Annotated in this window: 18 protein-coding genes; 7 read left to right on the forward strand and 11 right to left on the reverse strand. The window is 71.0% G+C overall.

The genetic code is table 11. From position 1 onward, the window contains the following. Nucleotides 1-75: 75 nt before the first annotated feature. Nucleotides 76-1,050, reverse strand: coding sequence for a carbohydrate kinase family protein (locus RMT89_RS35310; RefSeq protein ID WP_315887839.1), 975 nt, complete (start codon nt 1,048-1,050; stop codon nt 76-78). 134 nt (nt 1,051-1,184) lie between these two features. On the opposite strand from RMT89_RS35310, the gene RMT89_RS35315 reads away from it, so the two are divergent. Both RMT89_RS35315 and RMT89_RS35320 read left to right on the forward strand, forming a co-directional pair. After that, nucleotides 1,185-1,394 (forward strand): hypothetical protein, encoded by a 210-nt coding sequence (locus RMT89_RS35315; RefSeq protein ID WP_315887840.1) that lies wholly within the window; start codon nt 1,185-1,187, stop codon nt 1,392-1,394. Between the two features lie 94 nt (nt 1,395-1,488). Then, on the forward strand, nt 1,489-3,252 hold the full coding sequence (locus RMT89_RS35320; RefSeq protein WP_315887841.1) for a hypothetical protein: 1,764 nt from the start codon (nt 1,489-1,491) through the stop codon (nt 3,250-3,252). Nucleotides 3,253-3,323: 71 nt separating this feature from the next. Here RMT89_RS35320 and RMT89_RS35325 read toward each other — a convergent pair whose 3' ends face one another. Beyond that, nucleotides 3,324-3,680, reverse strand: a complete 357-nt coding sequence (locus tag RMT89_RS35325) for an iron-sulfur cluster assembly accessory protein (RefSeq protein WP_004001854.1) — start codon at nt 3,678-3,680, stop codon at nt 3,324-3,326. A 324-nt stretch (nt 3,681-4,004) separates the two neighbouring features. Between RMT89_RS35325 and nadA the strand changes: the two genes are divergently transcribed. Next, nucleotides 4,005-5,189, forward strand: a complete 1,185-nt coding sequence (gene nadA, locus RMT89_RS35330; RefSeq protein ID WP_315887842.1) for a quinolinate synthase NadA — start codon at nt 4,005-4,007, stop codon at nt 5,187-5,189. Between the two features lie 18 nt (nt 5,190-5,207). On the opposite strand, the gene RMT89_RS35335 is transcribed toward nadA, so the two are convergent. The 6 genes from RMT89_RS35335 to RMT89_RS35360 form a co-directional block, all read right to left on the reverse strand. Beyond that, nucleotides 5,208-7,637, reverse strand: coding sequence for a protein kinase domain-containing protein (locus RMT89_RS35335; protein ID WP_315887843.1), 2,430 nt, complete (start codon nt 7,635-7,637; stop codon nt 5,208-5,210). An 87-nt stretch (nt 7,638-7,724) separates the two neighbouring features. Then, nucleotides 7,725-10,826, reverse strand: a complete 3,102-nt coding sequence (locus RMT89_RS35340; RefSeq protein WP_315887844.1) for an efflux RND transporter permease subunit — start codon at nt 10,824-10,826, stop codon at nt 7,725-7,727. A gap of 132 nt (nt 10,827-10,958) precedes the next feature. Then, a complete protein-coding gene (locus RMT89_RS35345) occupies nt 10,959-11,642 on the reverse strand; it encodes a response regulator transcription factor (protein ID WP_315887845.1) in 684 nt (227 codons plus the stop codon). Continuing rightward, complete coding sequence (locus RMT89_RS35350; protein ID WP_315887846.1) at nt 11,639-12,868, reverse strand: sensor histidine kinase; 1,230 nt, start codon at nt 12,866-12,868, stop codon at nt 11,639-11,641. The genes RMT89_RS35345 and RMT89_RS35350 overlap by 4 nt, the downstream gene beginning before the upstream one ends. Before the next feature lie 126 nt (nt 12,869-12,994). Continuing rightward, the gene (locus RMT89_RS35355; RefSeq protein ID WP_315887847.1) at nt 12,995-13,273 is read right to left on the reverse strand and encodes a PspA-associated protein PspAA; all 279 of its coding nucleotides are present in this window, start codon (nt 13,271-13,273) and stop codon (nt 12,995-12,997) included. Nucleotides 13,274-13,295: 22 nt separating this feature from the next. Beyond that, nucleotides 13,296-14,087: a PspA/IM30 family protein gene (locus RMT89_RS35360; RefSeq protein WP_399498581.1), complete on the reverse strand. Its 792-nt coding sequence runs from the start codon at nt 14,085-14,087 to the stop codon at nt 13,296-13,298. 216 nt (nt 14,088-14,303) lie between these two features. On the opposite strand from RMT89_RS35360, the gene RMT89_RS35365 reads away from it, so the two are divergent. Continuing rightward, nucleotides 14,304-14,978, forward strand: a complete 675-nt coding sequence (locus RMT89_RS35365) for a DUF3043 domain-containing protein (protein WP_315887848.1) — start codon at nt 14,304-14,306, stop codon at nt 14,976-14,978. Between the two features lie 83 nt (nt 14,979-15,061). Beyond that, nucleotides 15,062-15,799, forward strand: a complete 738-nt coding sequence (locus RMT89_RS35370; protein WP_315887849.1) for a methyltransferase domain-containing protein — start codon at nt 15,062-15,064, stop codon at nt 15,797-15,799. A gap of 42 nt (nt 15,800-15,841) precedes the next feature. Here the strand turns inward: RMT89_RS35370 and RMT89_RS35375 are convergent, their stop codons facing one another. After that, on the reverse strand, nt 15,842-16,054 hold the full coding sequence (locus RMT89_RS35375; RefSeq protein WP_315887850.1) for a hypothetical protein: 213 nt from the start codon (nt 16,052-16,054) through the stop codon (nt 15,842-15,844). Nucleotides 16,055-16,167: 113 nt separating this feature from the next. Between RMT89_RS35375 and RMT89_RS35380 the strand changes: the two genes are divergently transcribed. Next, nucleotides 16,168-17,370, forward strand: coding sequence for a bifunctional adenosylcobinamide kinase/adenosylcobinamide-phosphate guanylyltransferase (locus tag RMT89_RS35380; protein WP_315887851.1), 1,203 nt, complete (start codon nt 16,168-16,170; stop codon nt 17,368-17,370). 121 nt (nt 17,371-17,491) lie between these two features. Here RMT89_RS35380 and RMT89_RS35385 read toward each other — a convergent pair whose 3' ends face one another. Then, the gene (locus RMT89_RS35385; RefSeq protein ID WP_315887852.1) at nt 17,492-18,235 is read right to left on the reverse strand and encodes a class I SAM-dependent methyltransferase; all 744 of its coding nucleotides are present in this window, start codon (nt 18,233-18,235) and stop codon (nt 17,492-17,494) included. A gap of 133 nt (nt 18,236-18,368) precedes the next feature. Here RMT89_RS35385 and cobT point away from each other — a divergent pair, with 133 nt between their 5' ends. Next, nucleotides 18,369-19,487, forward strand: a complete 1,119-nt coding sequence (gene cobT / locus RMT89_RS35390; protein ID WP_315887853.1) for a nicotinate-nucleotide--dimethylbenzimidazole phosphoribosyltransferase — start codon at nt 18,369-18,371, stop codon at nt 19,485-19,487. Nucleotides 19,488-19,523: 36 nt separating this feature from the next. On the opposite strand, the gene RMT89_RS35395 is transcribed toward cobT, so the two are convergent. Continuing rightward, nucleotides 19,524-20,288 (reverse strand): hypothetical protein, encoded by a 765-nt coding sequence (locus RMT89_RS35395; protein WP_315887854.1) that lies wholly within the window; start codon nt 20,286-20,288, stop codon nt 19,524-19,526. Nucleotides 20,289-20,399 lie beyond the last annotated feature (111 nt).

Raw genomic sequence — 20,399 nt, forward strand, 5'->3', positions numbered from 1 at the left:
GCCTTCGTCCGGCACGCCGAGGGCACGCACCGAACACCGCGGGCACCGCACAGGACTTTCAAAACACCCCCTAGTTCAGGCCAGGTGCCCCTGGACCTCGGCCGCGGCCTCGTCGCCGTACGCCTTCATGAAGCGCTCCATGAAGTGGCCGCGGCGCAGCTGGTACTCCTGCGTGCCCACCGTTTCGATGACGAGGGTCGCCAGCATGCAGCCGACCTGTGCGGCGCGCTCCAGTGAGACGCCCCAGGCCAGCCCCGACAGGAACCCCGCGCGGAAGGCGTCGCCGACGCCCGTGGGGTCGGCCTTGCGCTCCTCCTCGGGGCAGCCGACCTCGATCGGGGTCTCGCCGACCCGCTCGATACGGACGCCCTGCGAGCCGAGCGTGGTGACACGGCAGCCCACCTTGGCCAGGATCTCCGCGTCGGACCAGCCGGTCTTTGTCTCGATGAGCCCCTTCTCGTACTCGTTGGAGAAGAGGTAGGTCGCCCCGTCCAGCAGTATCCGGATCTCGTCGCCGTTCATCCGGGCGATCTGCTGGGAGAAGTCCGCGGCGAAGGGGATGCCGCGCGAACGGCACTCCTCGGTGTGCCGCAGCATCCCCTCGGGGTCGTCGGCGCCGATGAGGACCAGGTCGAGGCCGCCGACGCGGTCGGCGACGGTCTTCAGCTCGATGAGCCGGGCCTCGCTCATCGCGCCGGTGTAGAAGGAGCCGATCTGGTTGTGGTCGGCGTCGGTGGTGCACACGAAGCGCGCGGTGTGCAGGGTCTCGGAGATGCGCACCGAGTCGGTGTCGACGCCGTGGCGGTCGAGCCAGGCCCGGTACTCGTCGAAGTCGAAGCCCGCGGCACCGACCAGGATCGGCCGGGTGCCCAGCTGACCCATGCCGAAGGCGATGTTCGCGCCGACGCCGCCCCGGCGGACGTCCAGGTTGTCGACCAGGAACGAGAGCGAGACCGTGTGCAGCTGGTCCGCCACGAGCTGGTCGGCGAAGCGGCCGGGGAAGGTCATGAGGTGGTCGGTGGCGATGGAGCCGGTGACTGCGATGCGCACGGCTGGGATTCTCCTGCGGATGCGGAGGCGGATTGACAGTTAACGCTACCGGGTCCCCGGAGGACTCAGAAGTGGCTGAAACTACCCGATAGTAGATCTTTCTCCGCAGGCCATGACGTGCTTACGTTTCCGCTATGACGAAACTCAAGGCTCCGGCGCCCGTTCCGGTCGACCCGGACGGCGACCTGGCGGCGCTGCGCGGCGACTGCGCCCGGATGGCTCCCCACTGGGCGGTTCCCGACCGGATCGCCCCGCGCCCGGTCTCCCCCTCGCTCATCCACGGGGTGAAGGTGCCGAACAAGTCCGCGCGGCTGCTGGACGCCATGTCGGACTACGGCGACTGAACAGTCCCGCTCGCGGGAACCGTGCGCTCGTGTGCCGCGTCCCATCGCTGTCCCCCGGAAGGGGGATGCGGGATACGACCCAAGGAGCGATGCGGTGAACACCGAGCGACCCGACAACGACGACGCGGCCGAGCCCGGCGCCGTCGAGAACACCGGCCCCGCGCGGGACGCCGATGACACGGTCGGGGCCGAGGAGAGCGCTGCGCGGGGCGAGGCCGTGTCGGAGGAGGCTCCCGCCGGGACCGAAGCGGAGGAGAGCGCTGCGCGGGGCGAGGCCGTGTCGGAGGAGGCTCCCGCCGGGACCGTAACCGAGGAGAGCCGCGCGGAAGCCGCCCAGGATGCCGACGGAACCGCGTCCGTGCGGTCCGTCGGCCGTGGGGAGGCCGTCCATGAGGCGGACCGTGAGGAAGCCCGGGCCGGGCGGCGCCGCTCCTCCGTGATCATCGCCTCCGTGGCCGCGGCCGTGCTGGTCGTCGGCGGTGGCGGGGCCTACCTGGCCGCCACCGCCTCCGACGGCTCGGACGGCGGTACGTCCTCGGGGGCGCCCGGCGCCGACACTCCCCCGCCACTCGCGCTCGACGGGTATTCCGAGGGTGCGACGGGGGGCATCGCGCCCGGGGAGCCGAATCCGTACGGCGCCACTTTCCAGGCCGACGGCGCGCTCCCGGACGGGCCCGGCTCGGCTCCGGTGTACCGGGCCCGGGGCGAGGTCACCGCGGACGAGGTGACCCGGCTCGCCACCGCGCTCGGCGTCTCCGGAAAGCCGGTGCTCCAGGGGCAGGCCTGGCGGATCGGCGCCAAGGACGGGTCGGGGCCGAGTCTGCAGGTGAACCAGCGGGCGCCGGGCGCCTGGACCTTCCAGCGGTACGCGCCCGGCACCGACAACTGCCAGAGCCCGACCATCTGCGCCGACAAGCCCGGAGGCCCCGCCGTCGACCCGGTGAGCGAGGAGGCCGCGAAGAAGGCCGCCGCTCCGGTGCTGAAGGCGGTGGGCCAGGACGACGCGAAGCTCGACGCGAGCCAGGTCATGGACGCCCAGCGGGTGGTGAACGCCGAGCCGGTGGTCGGCGGGCTGCCCACCTACGGCTGGACGACGGGCGTGACCGTCAGCGCGCAGGGCGAAGTGGTCGGCGGCAGCGGTCAGTTGAAGACGCCGGTCAAGGGCGACACGTATCCCGTGCTGAGCGCCGAGAAGACCCTCTCCCTGATGAACTCGGCGCCGGCGGACGACCCGCGCGCGGGCATCGGGGGCTGCGCCAGTCCCGTACCGCTGGAGGACGGGGTGGAGCAGCCCTGCGGTTCGGACTCGACGGCCCTTCCCAAGAAGGACACGATCACCGTCGAGAAGGCCGTGTTCGGGCTGGCCTCGCACTATGTGGACGCGCGGCAGACGCTGGTGCCGTCCTGGCTGTTCCAGGTGCGGGCGCCGGGCGCGCAGGACAGCTTCACGGTGACGCATCCGGCGATCGACCCGAAGTTCCTGGCCTCGGCCGCGCCGTCCGGCGCCCCGACCGAGCAGCCCAGTCCGCGGCCGACCGGCCCGGGTGACGAGCAGACCACACGGAATGTGACCGTCGAGGGCTACACCACCGAGGGCAAGGAGCTCAGCGTCGCCTTCACCGGCGGGGTGTGCGCCGACTACGACGCCAAGGTGAGCGAGAGCGGCGACGGGGTCCGGGTCACGGTGACCGAGACCCCCTGGCCCGACAAGGTCTGCATCATGATCGCCAAGACCTACCACCGCACGGTGCAGCTGGACGAACCGCTCGGCGACCGGAAGGTCGTGGGCTCGGACGGCAAGGCGATCCCGCTGGAGAAGGCGGGGGCCCGGCTGCCGGAGACCTCCGGGGCCCGGTAAGGGCTCCGGACGCACGAAGGCGGCGGCCCCGTCGGAGGGGGTCGCCGCCTTTGTCGTAGAACCCGAGGGGCTCAGCTGAAGGAGTCGCCGCAGGCGCAGGAGCCGGTGGCGTTCGGGTTGTCGATCGTGAAGCCCTGCTTCTCGATGGTGTCGACGAAGTCGATGGTGGCGCCGCCGAGGTAGGGGGCGCTCATACGGTCGGTGACGACCTTGACCCCGCCGAAGTCCTTCTCCACGTCGCCGTCGAGGGAGCGCTCGTCGAAGAAGAGCTGGTAGCGCAGGCCGGAGCAGCCGCCGGGCTGGACGGCGACGCGCAGGGCGAGGTCGTCACGGCCTTCCTGGTCGAGCAGGGCCTTGACCTTGGACGCGGCGGCGTCGGTCAGGACGATGCCGTCGGTGACGGTGCTGGTCTCGTCCGATACGGACATCTACATCTCTCCCGGGTTGTACGGAGACTGCTTGCCGACGGTTGCAACCCGCGGGGCCGCGGATTCATTCCGGGCCGGGCGCTTGTCTTACCGGTTCGTGCGGTTCCTTCTTCATGCTCGCACACGCTCCGCGGAGCGGAAAACGGCCCTTTCGGGAATGAATGACGGCTCACAGGGATTCACGTCACATGGACGCTATGCCCATCGTCAAACTGACGTGAAGCGGTTATGATAGATAGCGTCATTTCGACGAAAAGCCAGATGGTGACCCCGCCGACCGGTGAACGCCGGCCGGCGAGCCGCAGAACAGAAAGGGTGCGTGTCGTGACCACCGCCCAGACCCAGGAGCTCGACGTACAGCCGACGCCCCTCGCCCTGCTGCTCCTCGGCCGTGAGGCCGACCCCAAGAGCGAGCGTGGTGTGGAGTGCCCCGGTGACCTGCCCTCGCCGTCCGACCCGGACCTGGTCGAGCGCGCCCGCGCGGCCAAGGAGAAGCTCGGCGACAAGGTCTTCGTGCTCGGCCACCACTACCAGCGCGACGAGGTCATCCAGTTCGCGGACGTCACCGGTGACTCCTTCAAGCTGGCCCGGGACGCGGCCGCGCGGCCCGAGGCCGAGTACATCGTGTTCTGCGGCGTGCACTTCATGGCGGAGTCCGCGGACATCCTGACGAGCGACGACCAGAAGGTGGTCCTCCCCGACCTCGCCGCCGGCTGCTCGATGGCCGACATGGCGACGGCCGAGCAGGTCGCCGAGTGCTGGGACGTGCTGACCGAGGCCGGGATAGCCGAGCAGGTCGTGCCGGTCTCGTACATGAACTCGTCCGCCGACATCAAGGCCTTCACCGGTAAGCACGGCGGGCTGATCTGTACGTCGTCCAACGCCAAGCGGGCTCTCGACTGGGCGTTCGAGCAGGGTGACAAGGTCCTGTTCCTGCCCGACCAGCATCTCGGCCGCAACACCGCCGTCCGCGACCTGGGCATGTCCCTGGAGGACTGCGTCGTCTACAACCCGCACAAGCCGAACGGCGGCCTGACCGCGGAGCAGCTGCGCGACGCCAGGATGATCCTGTGGCGCGGCCACTGCTCGGTGCACGGCCGGTTCTCGCTGGACTCGGTCAACGACGTGCGCGAGCGCATTCCGGGCGTCAATGTCCTGGTCCACCCCGAGTGCAAGCACGAGGTCGTGGCCGCGGCGGACTACGTCGGTTCGACCGAGTACATCATCAAGGCGCTGGAGGCGGCCCCGGCCGGCTCCAAGTGGGCCATCGGCACCGAGCTGAACCTGGTCCGCCGGCTGGCGAACCGTTTCGCGCCGGAGGGCAAGGAGATCGTCTTCCTCGACAGGACGGTCTGCTTCTGCTCGACCATGAACCGCATCGACCTCCCCCACCTGGTCTGGGCCCTGGAGTCCCTGGCCGAGGGCAAGCTCGTCAACCGCATCGAGGTCGACAAGGAGACCGAGGCGTTCGCGAAGCTGGCGCTTGAGCGGATGCTGGCGCTGCCGTAGCCCGCGAGGGGCACGCGCTCACCCCGATACGGGTTTCCGGTCGGGGTGGGCGGGGTCGAGGGTGAAGATGTCGCCGGCCGGGGTGGGGACGACCAGGGCGCCCTTGTGGAGCAGCACCTCGGGCAGCCGTGAGGGCTTGTTGACCCACTTGGCACGCGGCAAGGTCTCCCACAGCAGGGTGCCCTTCTCGGCGTCCAGGGCGGCGACCCGGCCGCTGCCGCTGGACAGGTAGACCACGCGGGTGCGCGGGTCGTGGGTGACCGCGCTCGGCTGTTCCAGGCTCGTCGGCGTCTGCCACAGCTGCTTGCCCGTCCGGGCCGACACGGCGGTCACCTGGCCGGAGGAGCCGGTGAACCACAGCTTGCCGTCCGCCAGCGTCACCTTGCCCTCGAAGTTCTCCGCCAGCTTCGTCGTCGTCGCGACACCGGTCTCCGGGTGCACCAGCCGGATCCGGGAGAACGGCCCCTCGTCTCCCGCGAGCACGTCCCCGTCCTCGTTCACCGCCGGGTCGAGGTAGAGCAGCCGGCCGTCGTACATCCCGAAGAGAACTCCGCGGTTGGGCACCGTCAGGCGCCGCGTGGAGCCGTCGGACCGGTCGAGACCCAGGAGCAGCATGTCCTCGGCGGGCTTGGTGATGTCCGGGGCGCACTCCAGGTAGAGATCCTCGACGGAGTCCGCCGCGTAGCAGTAGTGCGCCTTCGGGAGCGGCGCCGTCCAGCGTTCGGTGCCGGTGCGCGGCGAGCGGGCGGTCAGCGCATCGCCGCTGTCGTCCGGGAGGATCACCAGGTCACCGGAGAGGTGCGGGCTGGACCATCTGGTGTCCACCGTGCGCTGCCAGAGCCGCTTCCCGGTCTCCGTGTCGAAGGCGGTGACCGAGCCCGTGGACTCCTGCCCCATCTGGGGCCGGTGCTCGACCAGCATCGCGTCGTCCACGACGCCGAGGAGCTCATAGACGTACGACGCCTTGCCCGTGGCGGGCTGCTCCACGTCGGCGCGCCAGTCGGTCCGTCCGGTGAGCCCGTCGAGACGCAGGGGCAGTACCCCGTCGCCCGCGCAGTAGAGGGAGTCCTCGTACATCTGGCACTCCGGTCCGCTGTCCACCCCTTCCGCCAGCAGGTCGCGCCCCTTTTTCACGCCCCGGTCGGCGGTGGCGTACACCGTCGTCTGCCAGGGCTGCCAGCCGGTGGGCAGCTCCTGCGTCCAGCGGGAGGCTGCGGTCTGCGTGCGGGTCGCGCCGCCCTCGCCCTCGCTGTCCGCCCAGCCCGGCCCGTTCAGCAGATACGCCGTCAGGCCGAGGGCGAGCGTGCCGACCGTGGCGGTCGCGGCCCACAGGGGGCGCAGCCGGCGTCGGCGGCCGGGCGAGGTGTCCGGCGCCGGGTCCGCGCCTCCGGTGTCGGGAAGCGGCGGTGTGTCCCTGAGCAGGGTCACCGTCGGCGGGTCGTCCGCCGCCTCCTCCGGCAGTACCATCGCGAACTCCCCGGCCAGTTCATCCAGTTCGGGCCGCTCCGCCGCCTCCTCCGGCAGTACCATCGCGAACTCCCCGGCCAGTTCATCCAGTTCGGGCCGGTCCGTCGCCTCCTCCGGCAGTACCGTCGCGAACTCCCCGGCCAGTTCATCCAGTTCGGGCCGGTCCGCCGCCTCCTCCGGCAGTACCATCGCGAACTCCCCGGCCAGTTCGTCCAGTTCGGGCCGGTCCGCCGCCTCTTTCGCCAGACACCGCTCCAGCACCCCCCGCAGCGCCTCGCTCACGCCCTCCATGACCGGTTCGTCGTGGACCACCCGGTACGCCGTCAGGTACGGGCTGTCCGCGTCGAAGGGACCCCGGCCCGTGACCGTGTACACCAGCAGCGCGCCGAGGGAGAAGACGTCGGAGGACGGGCCCACCGACCGGGCGTCCGTCAGTTGCTCGGGGGACATGAACGGCGGGGTGCCGACCATCTGCCCCGTCTCGGTCAGGGTGATGTTCTCCGCCGCGCGGGAGATGCCGAAGTCGATGACTCGGGGGCCGTCGTCGGCCAGCAGGACGTTGGCCGGTTTCAGGTCGCGGTGGACGACGCCCGCCCGGTGGATCTCCCGCAGTGCCTCGACCAGGCCCAGTGCCAGCCGCCGAAGTTCGGGATCCCGCAGTGGGCCCAGCTCACGGATGTGGGCGGCGAGCGAGCGGCCGGGCACGTACTGCGTCGCCATCCAGGGCCGCGCCGCCTCCGCATCGGCGTCCAGCACCGGCGCGGTGAAGGCGCCGCTCACCTTGCGGACGGCCTCGATCTCCTGCCGGAAACGGGCGCGGAAGACCGGGTCCTCGGCGTACTGGGCGTGCACCACCTTGACCGCGACCTCGCGGCCGGAGCGCGATCTGCCCCGGTAGACGACGCCCATGCCGCCGGCTCCCAGCCGGTCGGCCAGCCTGTACCCGCCGACCGACTTCGGATCGTCCTTGTGCAGTGGCACGCCCCGATCCCTCTCCCCCGTACGTCTGTTGAGGGCAAAGGATACGGCCGGGTCCCGTACCGCGAGGTACGGGACCCGGCCGCTTCGTCACACCTTCACGGGTTCCGGCTGGGCCGGTACCTCCGCCTTCTTCTCCCGCTTCGCCGCGCGCTTCCTCGCCCGGCGCTCCTTGCGGAGCTCCAGCATCGTGTAGAGCGTCGGGACGAGGAGCAGGGTGAGCAGCGTCGAGGTGATCAGACCGCCGATCACCACCACGGCCAGCGGCTGGGCGATGAAGCCGCCCTCGCCGGTGACGCCGAGCGCCATCGGGAGCAGGGCGAAGATCGTCGCCAGGGCCGTCATGAGGATCGGGCGGAGACGGTGACGGCCGCCTTCCACCACGGCCTCGACCACGCCGTAACCCTGCCTTCTGTACTGGTTGATCAGGTCGATCAGCACGATCGCGTTCGTCACCACGATGCCGATCAGCATCAGCATGCCGATCATCGCGGGGACGCCCATCGGGGTGCCGGTGGCGACCAGCAGGCCGATCGCGCCGGTGGCCGCGAAGGGGATCGAGACCAGCAGGATCAGCGGCTGGACCAGCGAGCGGAAGGTCGCGACCAGCAGCATGAAGACGATCGCGATGGCCGCCAGCATCGCGAGGCCCAGGTTGGCGAACGCCTCGTCCTGGTCCTCGGAGACGCCGCCGATCTCGGCCGTGGCGCCGTCGGGCAGGTCCAGGCCGTTGATCTTCGACTGGAGGTCCGCGCTGACCGCGCCGGTGTTGTCACCGGTCGGCTTCGCCGTGATGGTCGCGGCGCGCTGGCCGTCGATCCGGGTCATCGACACCGGGCCGTCGACCAGCTTCACCGTCGCCACGTCGGACAGCTTCACCGGGCCCAGGCGCAGGGCCTTGAGCTCGGCCAGCGTCTCGGCCGGCTTCGCCGAGCGGATGACGACGTCGCGCTCGGTGTCGTCCAGCGTGGCCTGCGCGGCCGTGGTGCCGCGGACCGCCTGGGCGACCGCCGCGCCGAGGGTGGCGTCGGTGAAGCCGGCCGCCGCCGCCTCGTCGTTGGCCTTGACCGAGATCCGCGGCACGCTCTGCGACAGGTCGCTGGTGACGTCGGTGACGTCGTCCAGGGCCGCAACCTCCTTGCGGACCTCCTCGGCGGCCTCGCGCAGCACGTTCGCGTCGGCCGCCTTCACGACCACGCTCAGGTCCTGGCTGCCGAAGCCGTCACCGGCCGCGATGGTGGTCGTGCCGATGCCGTCGAGCTTCTTCAGGCCGTCATCGATGCGGTCGGTGACATCGCCGGAGGACGCGGAGTCCTCCAGCATCACCGAGTAGGACGCCTGGTTGGTGTCCGTACCGCCGCCGAAGGCCGCCATGAAGCCGGACGAGCCGATGGTGACCTGATAGTCCTTGACACCCTCGGTGTCGGCGAGCAGTTGCTCGACCTTCTTCGCCTGCGCGTCGGTCGCCGCCAGGCTGGTGCCGGGCTTCAACTCCTGCTTGACGGTGAGGACTTCCTGCTCGCCCTGGTCGAAGAAGTTCGTCTTCAGCAGCGGCGCCATGCCGAAGGTGCCGATGAGGATGACGACCGCGAGCGCCACGCTGGTCATGCGGCGGCGCGTCGCGAAGCGCAGGACGGGGACGTACAGGCGCTGAAGGCGGCTCTTCGCCTCCTTGTCCTCCGCCTGGCGGCGGGCTTCCTCGGCGTCCTCGGGGGTGCCCTTCGGGGCGCGCAGGAACCAGTACGACAGCACCGGTACGACCGTCAGGGAGACGAGGAGCGACGCCAGCAGGGCCGCGGTCACGGTCAGGCTGAACGAGCCGAAGAGCTCGCCCACCATGCCGCCGGTCAGGCCGATCGGCAGGAACACCGCGACCGTGGTGAGCGTGGAGGACGTCACCGCGCCCGCCACCTCGCGGACCGCCTTGAGGATGGCCTCCTCGCGCTCCTCGCCGTAGCCGAGGTGCCGCTTGATGTTCTCCAGGACCACGATCGAGTCGTCGACGACCCGGCCGATGGCGATGGTCAGGGCGCCCAGCGTCAGCATGTTCAGGGAGAGGTCCCTGGTCCACAGCACGATCAGCGCGAGCACGACCGACAGCGGGATGGACACCGCCGTGACCAGCGTGGAACGGATCGACGCCAGGAAGACCAGGATGACCAGGACCGCGAAGAGCAGACCCAGCGCGCCCTCGGTGGTCAGGCCGTCGATGGCCTTCGCCACCGCCGGACCCTGGTCGCTGACGACGGTCACCTCGGCACCGCCGCCGAGGTCCTTGCGCATCTGCGGGAGCTTGTCGTTCACCGCGTCGGAGATGGCGACCGCGCTGCCGTCGCGGTCCATGGTGACCATGACCGCGAGGCTCGGCTCACCGTTCGTCCGGGTCAGGGAGTCGGCCGGGGCCTGCTCCTGCTCGACCTGCGCGACGTCAGCGAGGCGGACCGGCTTCCCGTCGCCCTTGATCCGCAGGTCCTCGATCTGCTCCAGCGCGGTGAAGCCGCCGCCGACCTGCACGGTCCGGTTGGCGCCGTCCTCGTCGAAGGAACCGGCCGGCACGGTGGCGCCGCCCGCCTGGAGGGCCTGGGTGAGGGACTGCGCGGTCAGACCGGCCGCGGCCAGCTTCGCGTCGTCCGGGGTGACGGTGACCTCCAGGTCACGCACCCCGTCGACGGTGACCTGGCCGACGCCGTCGATGTCCTTCAGATCCGGAACGACCGTCCTGTCCAGCTCGTCGGCCAGGGCCTGCTGGTCCTTGTCGGCGGTGACGGCGAGCACCACGGTCGGCATGTCGTCGGTGGAACCGGCGACGACCTGCGGGTCGACCTCGTCCGGGAGCTGGGCGCGGGCCCGGTTGACGGCCTGCTGGACGTCGGCGACGAGCTGCTGGGTGCCGGTGCCGTAGTCGAAGGACGCCATGATCAGGGCGTTGCCCTCGCTGGCGGTGGAGGTGACGCCGGTGATGCCGTCGACACCTTCGAGGCTGTCCTCGATGGGCTCGACGACCTGCTTCTCCACCACGTCCGGGGAGGCGCCCTGGTAGGGCGCGAGGACGGACACCATGGGCAGTTCTATGGACGGCAGCAGCTGCTGCTTGAGCTGGGGGATGGCGATCGCTCCGAAGGCGAGCGCGATGATCGACATGAGCCCGATCAGGGCTCGCTGCGCGAGGCTGAATCTGGACAGCCAGGACATGGGATCAGGGTCTCTCTTCTGTTGAGCAGAGCGGTTCCTACACCCTGAGCCATCCGGAACCCCTGATTCGTAGCCCCGAGGTCCCGTTCCTTGTAGGGCGCATACTCCGGGCGCAGTACACCCGGCCCGCGCTCAGTCCACCCTTGGGCGTACCAGCCCCGACTCGTACGCGATCACCACGAGCTGGGCCCGGTCCCGCGCGCCCAGTTTGGACATGGCCCGGTTGACGTGGGTCTTCACCGTCAGCGGGCTGACTTCCAGGCGTTCGGCGATCTCGTCGTTGGAGTGGCCGCCCGCGACCTGCACCAGCACCTCGCGCTCCCGCACGGTGAGCGCGTCGAGCCGTTCGGCGCGGGCCGGGTCGTGGTCGTCGTCGCCCGTGCCGCCCTGCGCGAGGAAGCGGGCGATGAGGCCCTTGGTGGCGGCCGGGGAGAGCAGGGCCTCGCCGCCGGCGGCGACCCGGATGGCGTTCAGCAGTTCGTCGGGCTCGGAGCCCTTGCCGAGGAAGCCGGAGGCGCCTGCGCGGAGCGACTGCACGACATAGTCGTCGACCTCGAAGGTCGTCAGTATGACCACGCGGACATGGGCGAGGGACGGATCGGCGCTGATCATGCGGGTGGCGGCGAGGCCGTCGGTGCCGGGCATCCGGATGTCCATCAGGACCACGTCGGCGCGCTGCTCCTTGGCCAGCGCCACCGCTTCGGCGCCGTCGGACGCCTCGCCCACGACCTCCATGTCGGGCTCGGAGTCCACCAGGACGCGGAAGGCGCTGCGCAGCAGGGCCTGGTCGTCGGCGAGCAGGACACGGATGGTCATACGGTCTCCCCCGGCTCTCCCGTGACGGCGGTACGGGTCTTGACCGGCAGGATCGCATGCACCCGGAAACCCCCGCCGTACCGGGGACCGGTGGTCAGCGTGCCGCGCAGGGCGGTGACGCGTTCCCGCATGCCCAGCAGTCCGTGGCCGCCGCCGGAGATGGGGGCCTCCGGGTCGTGGGCGCCGTCGTCGAGGACCGTGATCTCCACATGGGGTCCCACGCGGACGACGCTGACCTCGGCCTTCGCCTCGCCTCCCGCGTGTTTCTGCACATTGGTGAGGGCTTCCTGGATGACCCGGTAGGCGGCGAGGTCCACGGCGGCGGGCAGGGTGGTGCCCTGGTCGGCGCGGGCCACCTCGACGTGGAGCCCGGCGCTGCGGAAGGTGCCGACGAGTTCGTCGAGGCGGTCCAGGCCGGGGGCGGGTTCGGTGGGTGCCTCGGGGTCGCCGGACTGGCGCAGCAGGCCGACGGTGGCGCGCAGTTCGTTGAGCGCGGAGCGGCTGGCCTCGCGTACGTGGGCCAGGGCCTCCTTGGCCTGGTCGGGGCGCTTGTCCATCACATGGGCGGCGACTCCGGCCTGCACATTGACCAGGGCGATGTGGTGGGCGACGACATCGTGCAGATCGCGGGCGATCCGGAGGCGTTCCTCGGCGACCCGGCGGCGGGCCTCTTCCTCCCGGGTGCGTTCGGCTCGTTCGGCGCGTTCCTGGATGGCGTCGACGAAGGCGCGGCGGCTGCGGATGGCGTCGCCCGCGGTGGCGGCCATGCCGGTCCAGGCGAAGGTCGCGAGGTTCTCCTGGGAGTACCAGGGCAGGGGGCCGGCGAGCATGGCGGCGCCGGTCAGGACGGTCATGGTGAGCAGGCCGATGCGCCAGGTGGTGTGGCGGTCGGTGGTGGCGGCCACGGTGTACAGCGCGATGACCGCGGACATGGCCACGGGGGCTCGGGGGTCGCCGGTGACGCTCTCGAGGACGGAGAGGGTACCGGTGACGGCGAGGACGGTTCTGGGGGCGCGGCGGCGGAAGACGAGCGTGGCGGCGCCGAGGGTCATGAGGGTGAGGCTGGGGAGGTCGGGGGTGTGCAGGCGCCAGGTGACGCCGTCCTGCCCATGCGGGTCCACGAACGAGCCGGCCACCATGCAGATCAGGACGCCAGCTGCGAGGGCCGCGTCCAGTGCGAGGGGGTGCGCTTTGAAGTGGGCTCTGGCGCGGTCGAGGGTGTTCACGGCTGTTTACGGTAGCCGGGGTTACGGTCCGTGCGAACGGTGCCCGGTGCTGGTGCGGGCCGGGGGTGGGTACGCGGCCCGGCGCTACGGGTGCCGCTGCGCCGCGCAATGCAGGTACGTCGGTGCTCAGCCCGGGATCAAGCCGTCGTCGCTCAGGAGTTCCCGGACTTCTTCCAGCGTCGCGTCCGGGGACGGGAGGATCAGTTCCGAGGGTTCCAAGGAGTCGTCCGGGAGGGGCTCGCCGAGTTCTCGGACCTTGGTCAGAAGGGACTGGAGGGTGCGGCGGAAGCCGGGGCCGTCGCCGTTCTCCATCTCGGCCAGCAGTTCGTCGTCGAGCTTGTTCAGTTCGGTGAGGTGGCTGTCGGCCAGCCTCACCTGCCCCTCCCCCATGATCCGTACGATCATGTCGCCCTCCTAGGCGTGGGCCCTACTGCTTGTCGAAGCGCGGGGTGTCCTGCGGCTGCTGCTGGTCCGGCTGCGTCTGGCCCGAGCCGCCCTCGATGGCCTGCTTGCCACCGGAGGAAGTGCCCCCAGCCAGCTCCGCCTTCATGCGCTGCAGCTCCAGCTCTACATCCGTACCACCGGAGAGCCGGTCCAGCTCGGCCTGGATGTCGTCCCTGTGCATACCGGACTGGTCGTCCAGGGCGCCCGAGGCGAGAAGTTCGTCGATGGCGCCGGCCCGGGCCTGGAGCTGGGCGGTCTTGTCCTCGGCGCGCTGAATGGCCAGGCCGACGTCGCCCATCTCCTCGGAGATGCCGGAGAAGGCCTCGCCGATCCGGGTCTGCGCCTGGGCCGCGGTGTAGGTGGCCTTGATGGTCTCCTTCTTCGTACGGAAGGCGTCGACCTTGGCCTGGAGCCGCTGGGCCGCGAGGGTGAGCTTCTCCTCCTCGCCCTGGAGCGTCGCGTGCTGCGTCTCCAGGTCGGTCACCTGCTGCTGGAGTGCCGCGCGCCGGGACAGCGCCTCACGGGCCAGGTCCTCACGGCCCAGCGCGAGCGCCTTGCGGCCCTGGTCCTCCAGCTTGGACGACTGCGACTGCAGCTGATTGAGCTGGAGCTCCAGGCGCTTGCGGCTGGTGGCGACGTCCGCGACTCCGCGGCGCACCTTCTGGAGCAGTTCCAGCTGCTTCTGGTACGAGTAATCGAGGGTCTCGCGCGGGTCCTCGGCCCGGTCAAGGGCCTTGTTCGCCTTCGCGCGGAAGATCATCCCCATACGCTTCATGACACCGCTCATGGGCTTCGCGCGCCCCCTTCTGACGGACTCCAGCTCCAGCTCCTGCGACAGACCCACAGTACGGGCCCTGCATCCATTACCGCACTGTTCGGGGACGGATGCGCTCATCCCCAAGGACGACTGCGTACGCTCCGGCTCCGGCGTAGGGAGTAGGTGTTCCCCGGGGTTCCCGGAAACGGATGCAACGTCCCCTCTGTCCCCTACATGACGACTGGTGTTGCCGATTCGTTCCCCACCGGACTGGGGTCCATGCGCGAGGACCCCGTACCCTTGGGTTTTGTGTTCCGTAGCCGTGCCAAGGATGAGAAGGCATCGGTCGCCGACAAGGCGCCCCTGACCGACTCCAATCAGCCCCGCGACCCGCAGGCCCCGAAGGGCAGGCCCACGCCCAAGCGCAGTGAGGCCCAGTCCCAGCGGCGCAGCGTCGCCAATACGCCGACCACGCGCAAGGCGGCCGCCAAGCGGTCCCGCGAGGAGCGCCGCCAGGCGCTGTCGCGCCAGCGGGAGGCGCTGGCGAGCGGCGACGAGCGGTATCTCCCGGCCCGTGACAAGGGCCCGGTGCGCCGCTTCGCCCGCGACTTCGTCGACTCGCGCTTCAACGTCGCGGAGTTCTTCCTCCCGATGGCCGTGATCATCCTCGTGCTGAGCATGGTCCGGGTGGGCGCGCTGCAGAGCATCGCGCTGCTGCTGTGGCTCGTCGTGATCGTGCTGATCGTGCTCGACTCGATCGTCACCGGTTACCGCATGAAGAAGCAGCTGAACGAGCGCTACCCGGACGAGAACAAGCGCGGCGCGGTCGCCTACGCCCTGATGCGCTCCCTCCAGATGCGCCGGCTCCGGCTGCCCAAGCCGCAGGTCAAGCGCGGGGAGCGGCCCTGAGCACGACGCCGTTCTCCGGGGGCGCGGCGGATGCCTGGCTGAGCAGGCTGGGCGGACTGCGGGACGTCGTACGGCGGGAGCTGGTGGCCCGGCAGCTCGATGAGCAGATAGCCGGGCGCTACCCCGTCGGGCGGCGCCTGAGGATTCTCGACGTCGGTATGGGCCAGGGCACCCAGGCGCTGCGCCTGGCGCGGGCCGGGCATCAGGTGACCGGTCTGGAGCAGGACGCGAAGATGATCGCCGCGGCGCGGCAGTCGCTGGCGTGCGAGCCGGACGGGATCCGTGAGCGGATGCGGATCATCGAGGGCGACGGCCGGGACACCGGTGTGCACTTCCTGCCGGGCAGCTTCGATGTGGTGCTCTGTCATGGCGTACTCATGTACGTCGAGGAGCCCGACCCGCTGCTGGCGGGTCTGGCCCGGATGCTCGCCCCGGGCGGGCTGCTCTCGCTGCTGGTCCGCAACGGCGACGCGCTGGCGATGCGCCCGGGCCTGTCCGGCGACTGGTCCGGCGCCCTGGCCTCCTTCGACACCACCGCCTACCTCCCCCACTCTCGAACAGACCCGAACGGGGGGACCCCCATCCGCCTGGGCCTGGACGTCCGGGCGGACCGCCTCGCCACCCTCACCGCGACGCTCGCCGGCATCGGCGCCCCGCTGCACGCCTGGTACGGGGTGCGGGTCTTCACGGACACGGCGGCGGACGACGCGGAGATCCCGGCCGACCTGGAGCTGCTGCTGGCGGCCGAGGAGCGGGCGGGCCGGACGGATCCCTACCGCGGTACGGCGGCGCTGCTGCATCTGTGCGGGGTGCGGGGCTGAGCGAGGGGCGGCCTGTCTCGTACGGCCACCCCTGCCCGCCTCTTACGCCTCTTCGGCGTGCAGGCTCATGGGGCCGTAGATCTCGGTCGCGTCCTCGAACAGGCGTACCTGGTCGATGCCGCCGGCGAGCAGTTCCTTCCAGACCTCGCCGATCCAGGACTCGGCGTCTCCTTGCGTGGTGAACTCCTCGGGCTCGACCGCGGGGGCGGCCTCCGTTCCGTCGGCCTTCTCGAACCGCCAAGTCCATGCCGCCATGTACGCCTCCCAAGTGTGAGCACATGCAGAGCGGAACCCGGATCTTGGTCGGGCTCCCGCCCGCAGCCTAGCCGGATGCGCAAGAGCTGCGCGGACAGGCGAAAATCAGGTCCGTGGAACTGACACTGCTCGGCACCGGAGCCCCGGCCGGCCTCCCCCGGCCCGAATGTCCCTGCGCGGTCTGCGCCACCGCCCTCGGGGTGGACGCGCGGGCCGCTACCGCGCTGCTCGTGGACGGATCGCTGCTGCTGGATCTGACGCCCGGTGCGGCGTTCGCCGCCGCGCGGGCCGGGCGGTCGCTGGGCGGGGTGCGGCAGGTGTTGTTGTCGCATCCGCATGACGGTCCCGCCGTCGAGGTGCCCGCCGGGCTGCCCGCGCCGGGGCGGGTGCCGGACGGGCGGGAGCTGGCTCTGTTGACGGGGCATCGGGTGCGGGCCATGGCCATGGACGCGGGGGGTACGGGGTACGCGGTGACCGGGCCCGGTGGGCAGCGGTTGCTGTATCTGCCGCCCGGGAGCGCGCCCGCCGGGATCGAGGACGGGGACATCGGGACGTACGACATGGTCGTCGCCGATGTCATGGGGCGGCCCGACGCGCTCGCTCGGTTGCGGGCGGTGGGGGCGATCCGGGCCACGACGGATGTCATCGCCGTACATCTGGACCATGACGTTCCGTCCGGGGGCGAGGTGCGCCGGCGGCTCGCCTCCTTGGGGGCGCGGGCCGTGCCGGACGGGACGACGTTGGTGGTGGGGGCGTACGAGGACGTGCCGGACGTGCCGCGGCGGACGCTGGTGCTGGGCGGGGCCCGGTCCGGGAAGTCGGTGGAGGCGGAGCGGCGCCTGGAGGCGTTCCCGGACGTGCTCTACGTCGCCACCGGCGGGCTGCGCGGCGGGGACACCGAGTGGACGGCCCGGGTGGCGGCGCACCGGGAGCGGCGGCCGGGGTCCTGGCGGACGACGGAGACCTGCGACCTGGTGCCGCTGCTGGCGGAGGACGGGGCGCCGTTGCTGATCGACTGTCTGTCGCTGTGGCTGACGGACGCGATGGACTCGGTCGGGGCGTGGGACGACGCGGTGTGGGCGGACGGCGGGGAACGGGCGCTCAGGGAACGGGTGCGGGAGTTGACGGAGGCGGTGCGGTCGACCCGGCGGACCGTGGTGGCCGTGTCGAACGAGGTGGGGTCCGGCATCGTGCCGGCGACCGCGTCGGGGCGACGGTACCGGGATGAACTGGGGCGGCTGAACGCGTCCTTCGCGGGTGAGTGCGAGCACGTGCTGCTGGTGGTGGCGGGGCAGGCGGTGGCGTTGCGGGGGTGACGGGCTAGGAGACCACTGAGAATCTTGAAAACCCGCCCGACTTGCACCGGATTGCCCTGATCGACCTTTGCGGGCGAACCTGGGCGATCGGGGCGGCCCAAGCAAGATCTTCAGGACACTTCTAGGCCGGCTCTCTGCGGGCGATGATTCTGTACCCGTTCGAGAACGGCATTCGGCTCGCCTTGATGATCCCGCACCCCTGGAACTCCAGTTCCGTGCGGATGTTCTCCAGGGGGATGAGATGCCGGGGCCGGGTGCGGGCGTACCACCAGCGGCCCAGCAGCTTCGCGAACGCGCTGTGGGGATCGGGGAGTTCGAGGAGCAGATGGGCGCCCGGGCGCAGGGCCGTCAGGGCTGCTCGCAGTTGCGCTCGGGGGTTCGGGGTGTGCGTGAGGTGGCGCAGGAGGCTGACGACGTCGTAGCGGCCGCGGAGGTGGGCCGTGAGGTGGGGGTTGGTCAGGTCGCCGACGTACGCCTCCTCGACGTGTCCGACGGCTCGGGCCTTCTCGATGCGGGCCGTGGGGTCGACGCCGTCGAAGGACGTGTAGGGGAACAGCTTCCGCGCCGCCGCCGGGAACGCGCCCTCGCCGGTGCCGATGTCCAGCCAGCTCTCCGGTTCACCGAAGGGCAGCAGCGCGCGGGCCGTGGCGAGCAGGCGCCGTTCACTCACCTCGCTTTCGGGGGGAGGGGTGAGGCCGGGGTTCTGGAAGGCGTGGGCACAGTCGCGGCACTGGTCGAGCGGGAACCGGTCCGACGTGAGCAGGCGTTTCGAGCCGCACCAGGGGCACTCTTCGCGGCGCGGTTCGTGGGAGTGGTCCGTTCTCAGGGCGAGTTCGGCGAGGTAGGCGGCACTGCGTGCGGACATGGGCGGCTCCGGGCGCGAGATACATACGACATTCCGCTGCAAAACGGAACGTATGGGATCGCGATCTTGGGCGCAACGATGTGGTGGCGATGTGGCCGCGTTCCGTTCGACCGGTGCCGGTACTGTTCGGCGAATGAGCTCGCTTAATCTCGACGACTTCACCGATCTGATCGAGCGCCCCGACGGCGGGGTGCGCCGCGACTCGGAGGCGCGCCGGGAGCGTCAGATCGTGCCGCCCGGGTCGCTGGGCCGCCTCGACGACCTGGGTGAGTGGCTGGCGGCGGCGCAGGGCGCCGTGCCGGTGCGGCCGGTCGAACGGCCGCGGGTGGTGCTCTTCGCCGGTGACCACGGGATCGCCGAGCTGGGCGTCTCGGCGCGCCCTGCGGGCAGCGCAGGGCAGTTGGTGCGGGACGTCCTGGAGGGCGGCCGGCCGGTGTCGGTGCTCGCGCGGCGGCTGGGTGTTCCGGTGCGGATCGTGGACATGGGCCTGGACTGCGACCCCGAGACACTGCCCGAGGACGTCGTACGGCATCGGGTGCGGCGCGGCAGCGGGCGGATCGACATCGAGGACGCGCTGACGCCGGAGGAGGCGGAGGCGGCGTTCCGGGCCGGGGTCGCGATCGCCGACGAGGAGGCCGATTCCGGTACGGATCTGGTCGTGCTCGGCGATGTCAGCGTGGGCGGCACGACGGCGGCCGGTGTACTGGTCGCCGCGCTGTGCGGGACCGACGCCTCCGTGGTGACCGGGCGCGGCGGGCTGGCCATCGACGACCTGGCCTGGATGCGCAAGTGCGCGGCGATCCGGGACGCACTGCGGCGGGCCCGGCCGGTGCTCGGGGACCAGTTGCAGCTGCTGGCGACGGTGGGCGGGGCCGACCTCGCCGCGATCACGGGCTTCCTGCTGCAGAGCGCGGTGCGGAAGATGCCGGTGATCCTGGACGGGGTCGTGGTGGCCGCATGTGCGCTGGTGGGGCAGCGGGTGGCGTTCCGGGCCCCGGACTGGTGGCTGGCGGCGCACGACAGCGGGGAGCCCGGACAGGCGAAGGCGCTGGACCGTATGGCCCTGGAGCCGCTGCTCATGCAGGGCGTGAAGGTCGGGGAAGGCGCGGGGGCACTGCTGGCCCTGCCGATGGTGCAGGCCGCGGCGGCGCTGGCGGCGGAGCTGCCGGAGATTCCGGAGGCCGACGAGAAAGCCGACGAGAAGACCGACGAGAAAGCCGAGGATGAATCGCCGGGTATGTCTGAGGTGTGAGATTTGGCGCCCAGGACTCCTCCGGTCGTCTGTCCGTCAGTGGCGGTCCAGGGAGCGGTTCGGGTCCGGGTCCGGCTTGCCGCCGATCCAGTCCTGGAGCTTGCGGCTGGGGCCCGCCCAGCGTTTGTCGTGGCGGACGGCGCGCAGCGCGGATCTGGCGCGGGCGCGGGGGCGGCGGCCGTAGAAGCGTCGGGACCAGGGGGAGTCGGGGCGGGCCAGGCGGATGGCGCCGACCAGGGCGATGACGGGGACGATCACGCCGAAGACGGCCAGACGGGCCTTGCCCTTGGACAGGGCCACGAGCGAGAAGAGGAAGTTCACGGCGACGGTCCAGATCACGCTGCCGCGGTCCTGGAGCTCGTCGTCGCTGAGGTCGTTGACGCCGAAGGGCGCGAAGCCGGAGAGGACCAGGCCGACGAGGGCGGCGGTGAGCACGACCACCTCGACGCTCCGGCGGCCCTCCTCGGTCCAGTAGACGTCGTCCAGGTGCACGATCAGCGCGAACTCGTCGAGGACCAGCCCTGCCCCGATGCCGAAGACCACGGCGCACAGGGCCGCGCCGAAGCCGTGACGGCTGCTCCCCACCGCGCCGAAGCCGCCGACGACGGTGAGGACCACGCCGGGCACGACATGGTGGATGTGCAGACCGCCGGCCTTGACGTTGCCGAAGGGGCCCTTGCCCGCGCGGATGAGGCGGGTGACCACTCGGGTGATGACGAAGGTGAGGACGAAGGAGGTCAGGGCGAGCAGGAGGGGCAGTTTGCCCGGTTCGATGACGTTGCGGTTCAGCCAGTGCCCCATGGTGGTGAGTCTGCCCGGGGTGGCCTGCGGGCGCGGCCGGGGTTGGGCTGGCTGACGTAATGTTCCGGCTCGTTCCGGCTGACGTAACCTTCCGGCTCGTTCCGGCTGACG

Source organism: Streptomyces sp. P17 (assembly GCF_032436805.1).
GTDB lineage: Bacteria > Actinomycetota > Actinomycetes > Streptomycetales > Streptomycetaceae > Streptomyces.

What these genes read in the sequence shown, in the direction of transcription:
- RMT89_RS35315 (WP_315887840.1), top strand. Translation starts at nt 1,185, where the DNA reads ATGACGAAACTCAAGGCTCCGGCGCCCGTTCCGGTCGACCCGGACGGC.
- RMT89_RS35325 (WP_004001854.1), bottom strand. Translation starts at nt 3,680, where the DNA reads ATGTCCGTATCGGACGAGACCAGCACCGTCACCGACGGCATCGTCCTG.
- RMT89_RS35340 (WP_315887844.1), bottom strand. Translation starts at nt 10,826, where the DNA reads ATGTCCTGGCTGTCCAGATTCAGCCTCGCGCAGCGAGCCCTGATCGGG.
- RMT89_RS35345 (WP_315887845.1), bottom strand. Translation starts at nt 11,642, where the DNA reads ATGACCATCCGTGTCCTGCTCGCCGACGACCAGGCCCTGCTGCGCAGC.
- RMT89_RS35355 (WP_315887847.1), bottom strand. Translation starts at nt 13,273, where the DNA reads ATGATCGTACGGATCATGGGGGAGGGGCAGGTGAGGCTGGCCGACAGC.
- RMT89_RS35360 (WP_399498581.1), bottom strand. Translation starts at nt 14,087, where the DNA reads ATGAAGCGTATGGGGATGATCTTCCGCGCGAAGGCGAACAAGGCCCTT.
- RMT89_RS35365 (WP_315887848.1), top strand. Translation starts at nt 14,304, where the DNA reads ATGACGACTGGTGTTGCCGATTCGTTCCCCACCGGACTGGGGTCCATG.
- RMT89_RS35375 (WP_315887850.1), bottom strand. Translation starts at nt 16,054, where the DNA reads ATGGCGGCATGGACTTGGCGGTTCGAGAAGGCCGACGGAACGGAGGCC.
- RMT89_RS35385 (WP_315887852.1), bottom strand. Translation starts at nt 18,235, where the DNA reads ATGTCCGCACGCAGTGCCGCCTACCTCGCCGAACTCGCCCTGAGAACG.
- cobT (WP_315887853.1), top strand. Translation starts at nt 18,369, where the DNA reads ATGAGCTCGCTTAATCTCGACGACTTCACCGATCTGATCGAGCGCCCC.
- RMT89_RS35395 (WP_315887854.1), bottom strand. Translation starts at nt 20,288, where the DNA reads ATGGGGCACTGGCTGAACCGCAACGTCATCGAACCGGGCAAACTGCCC.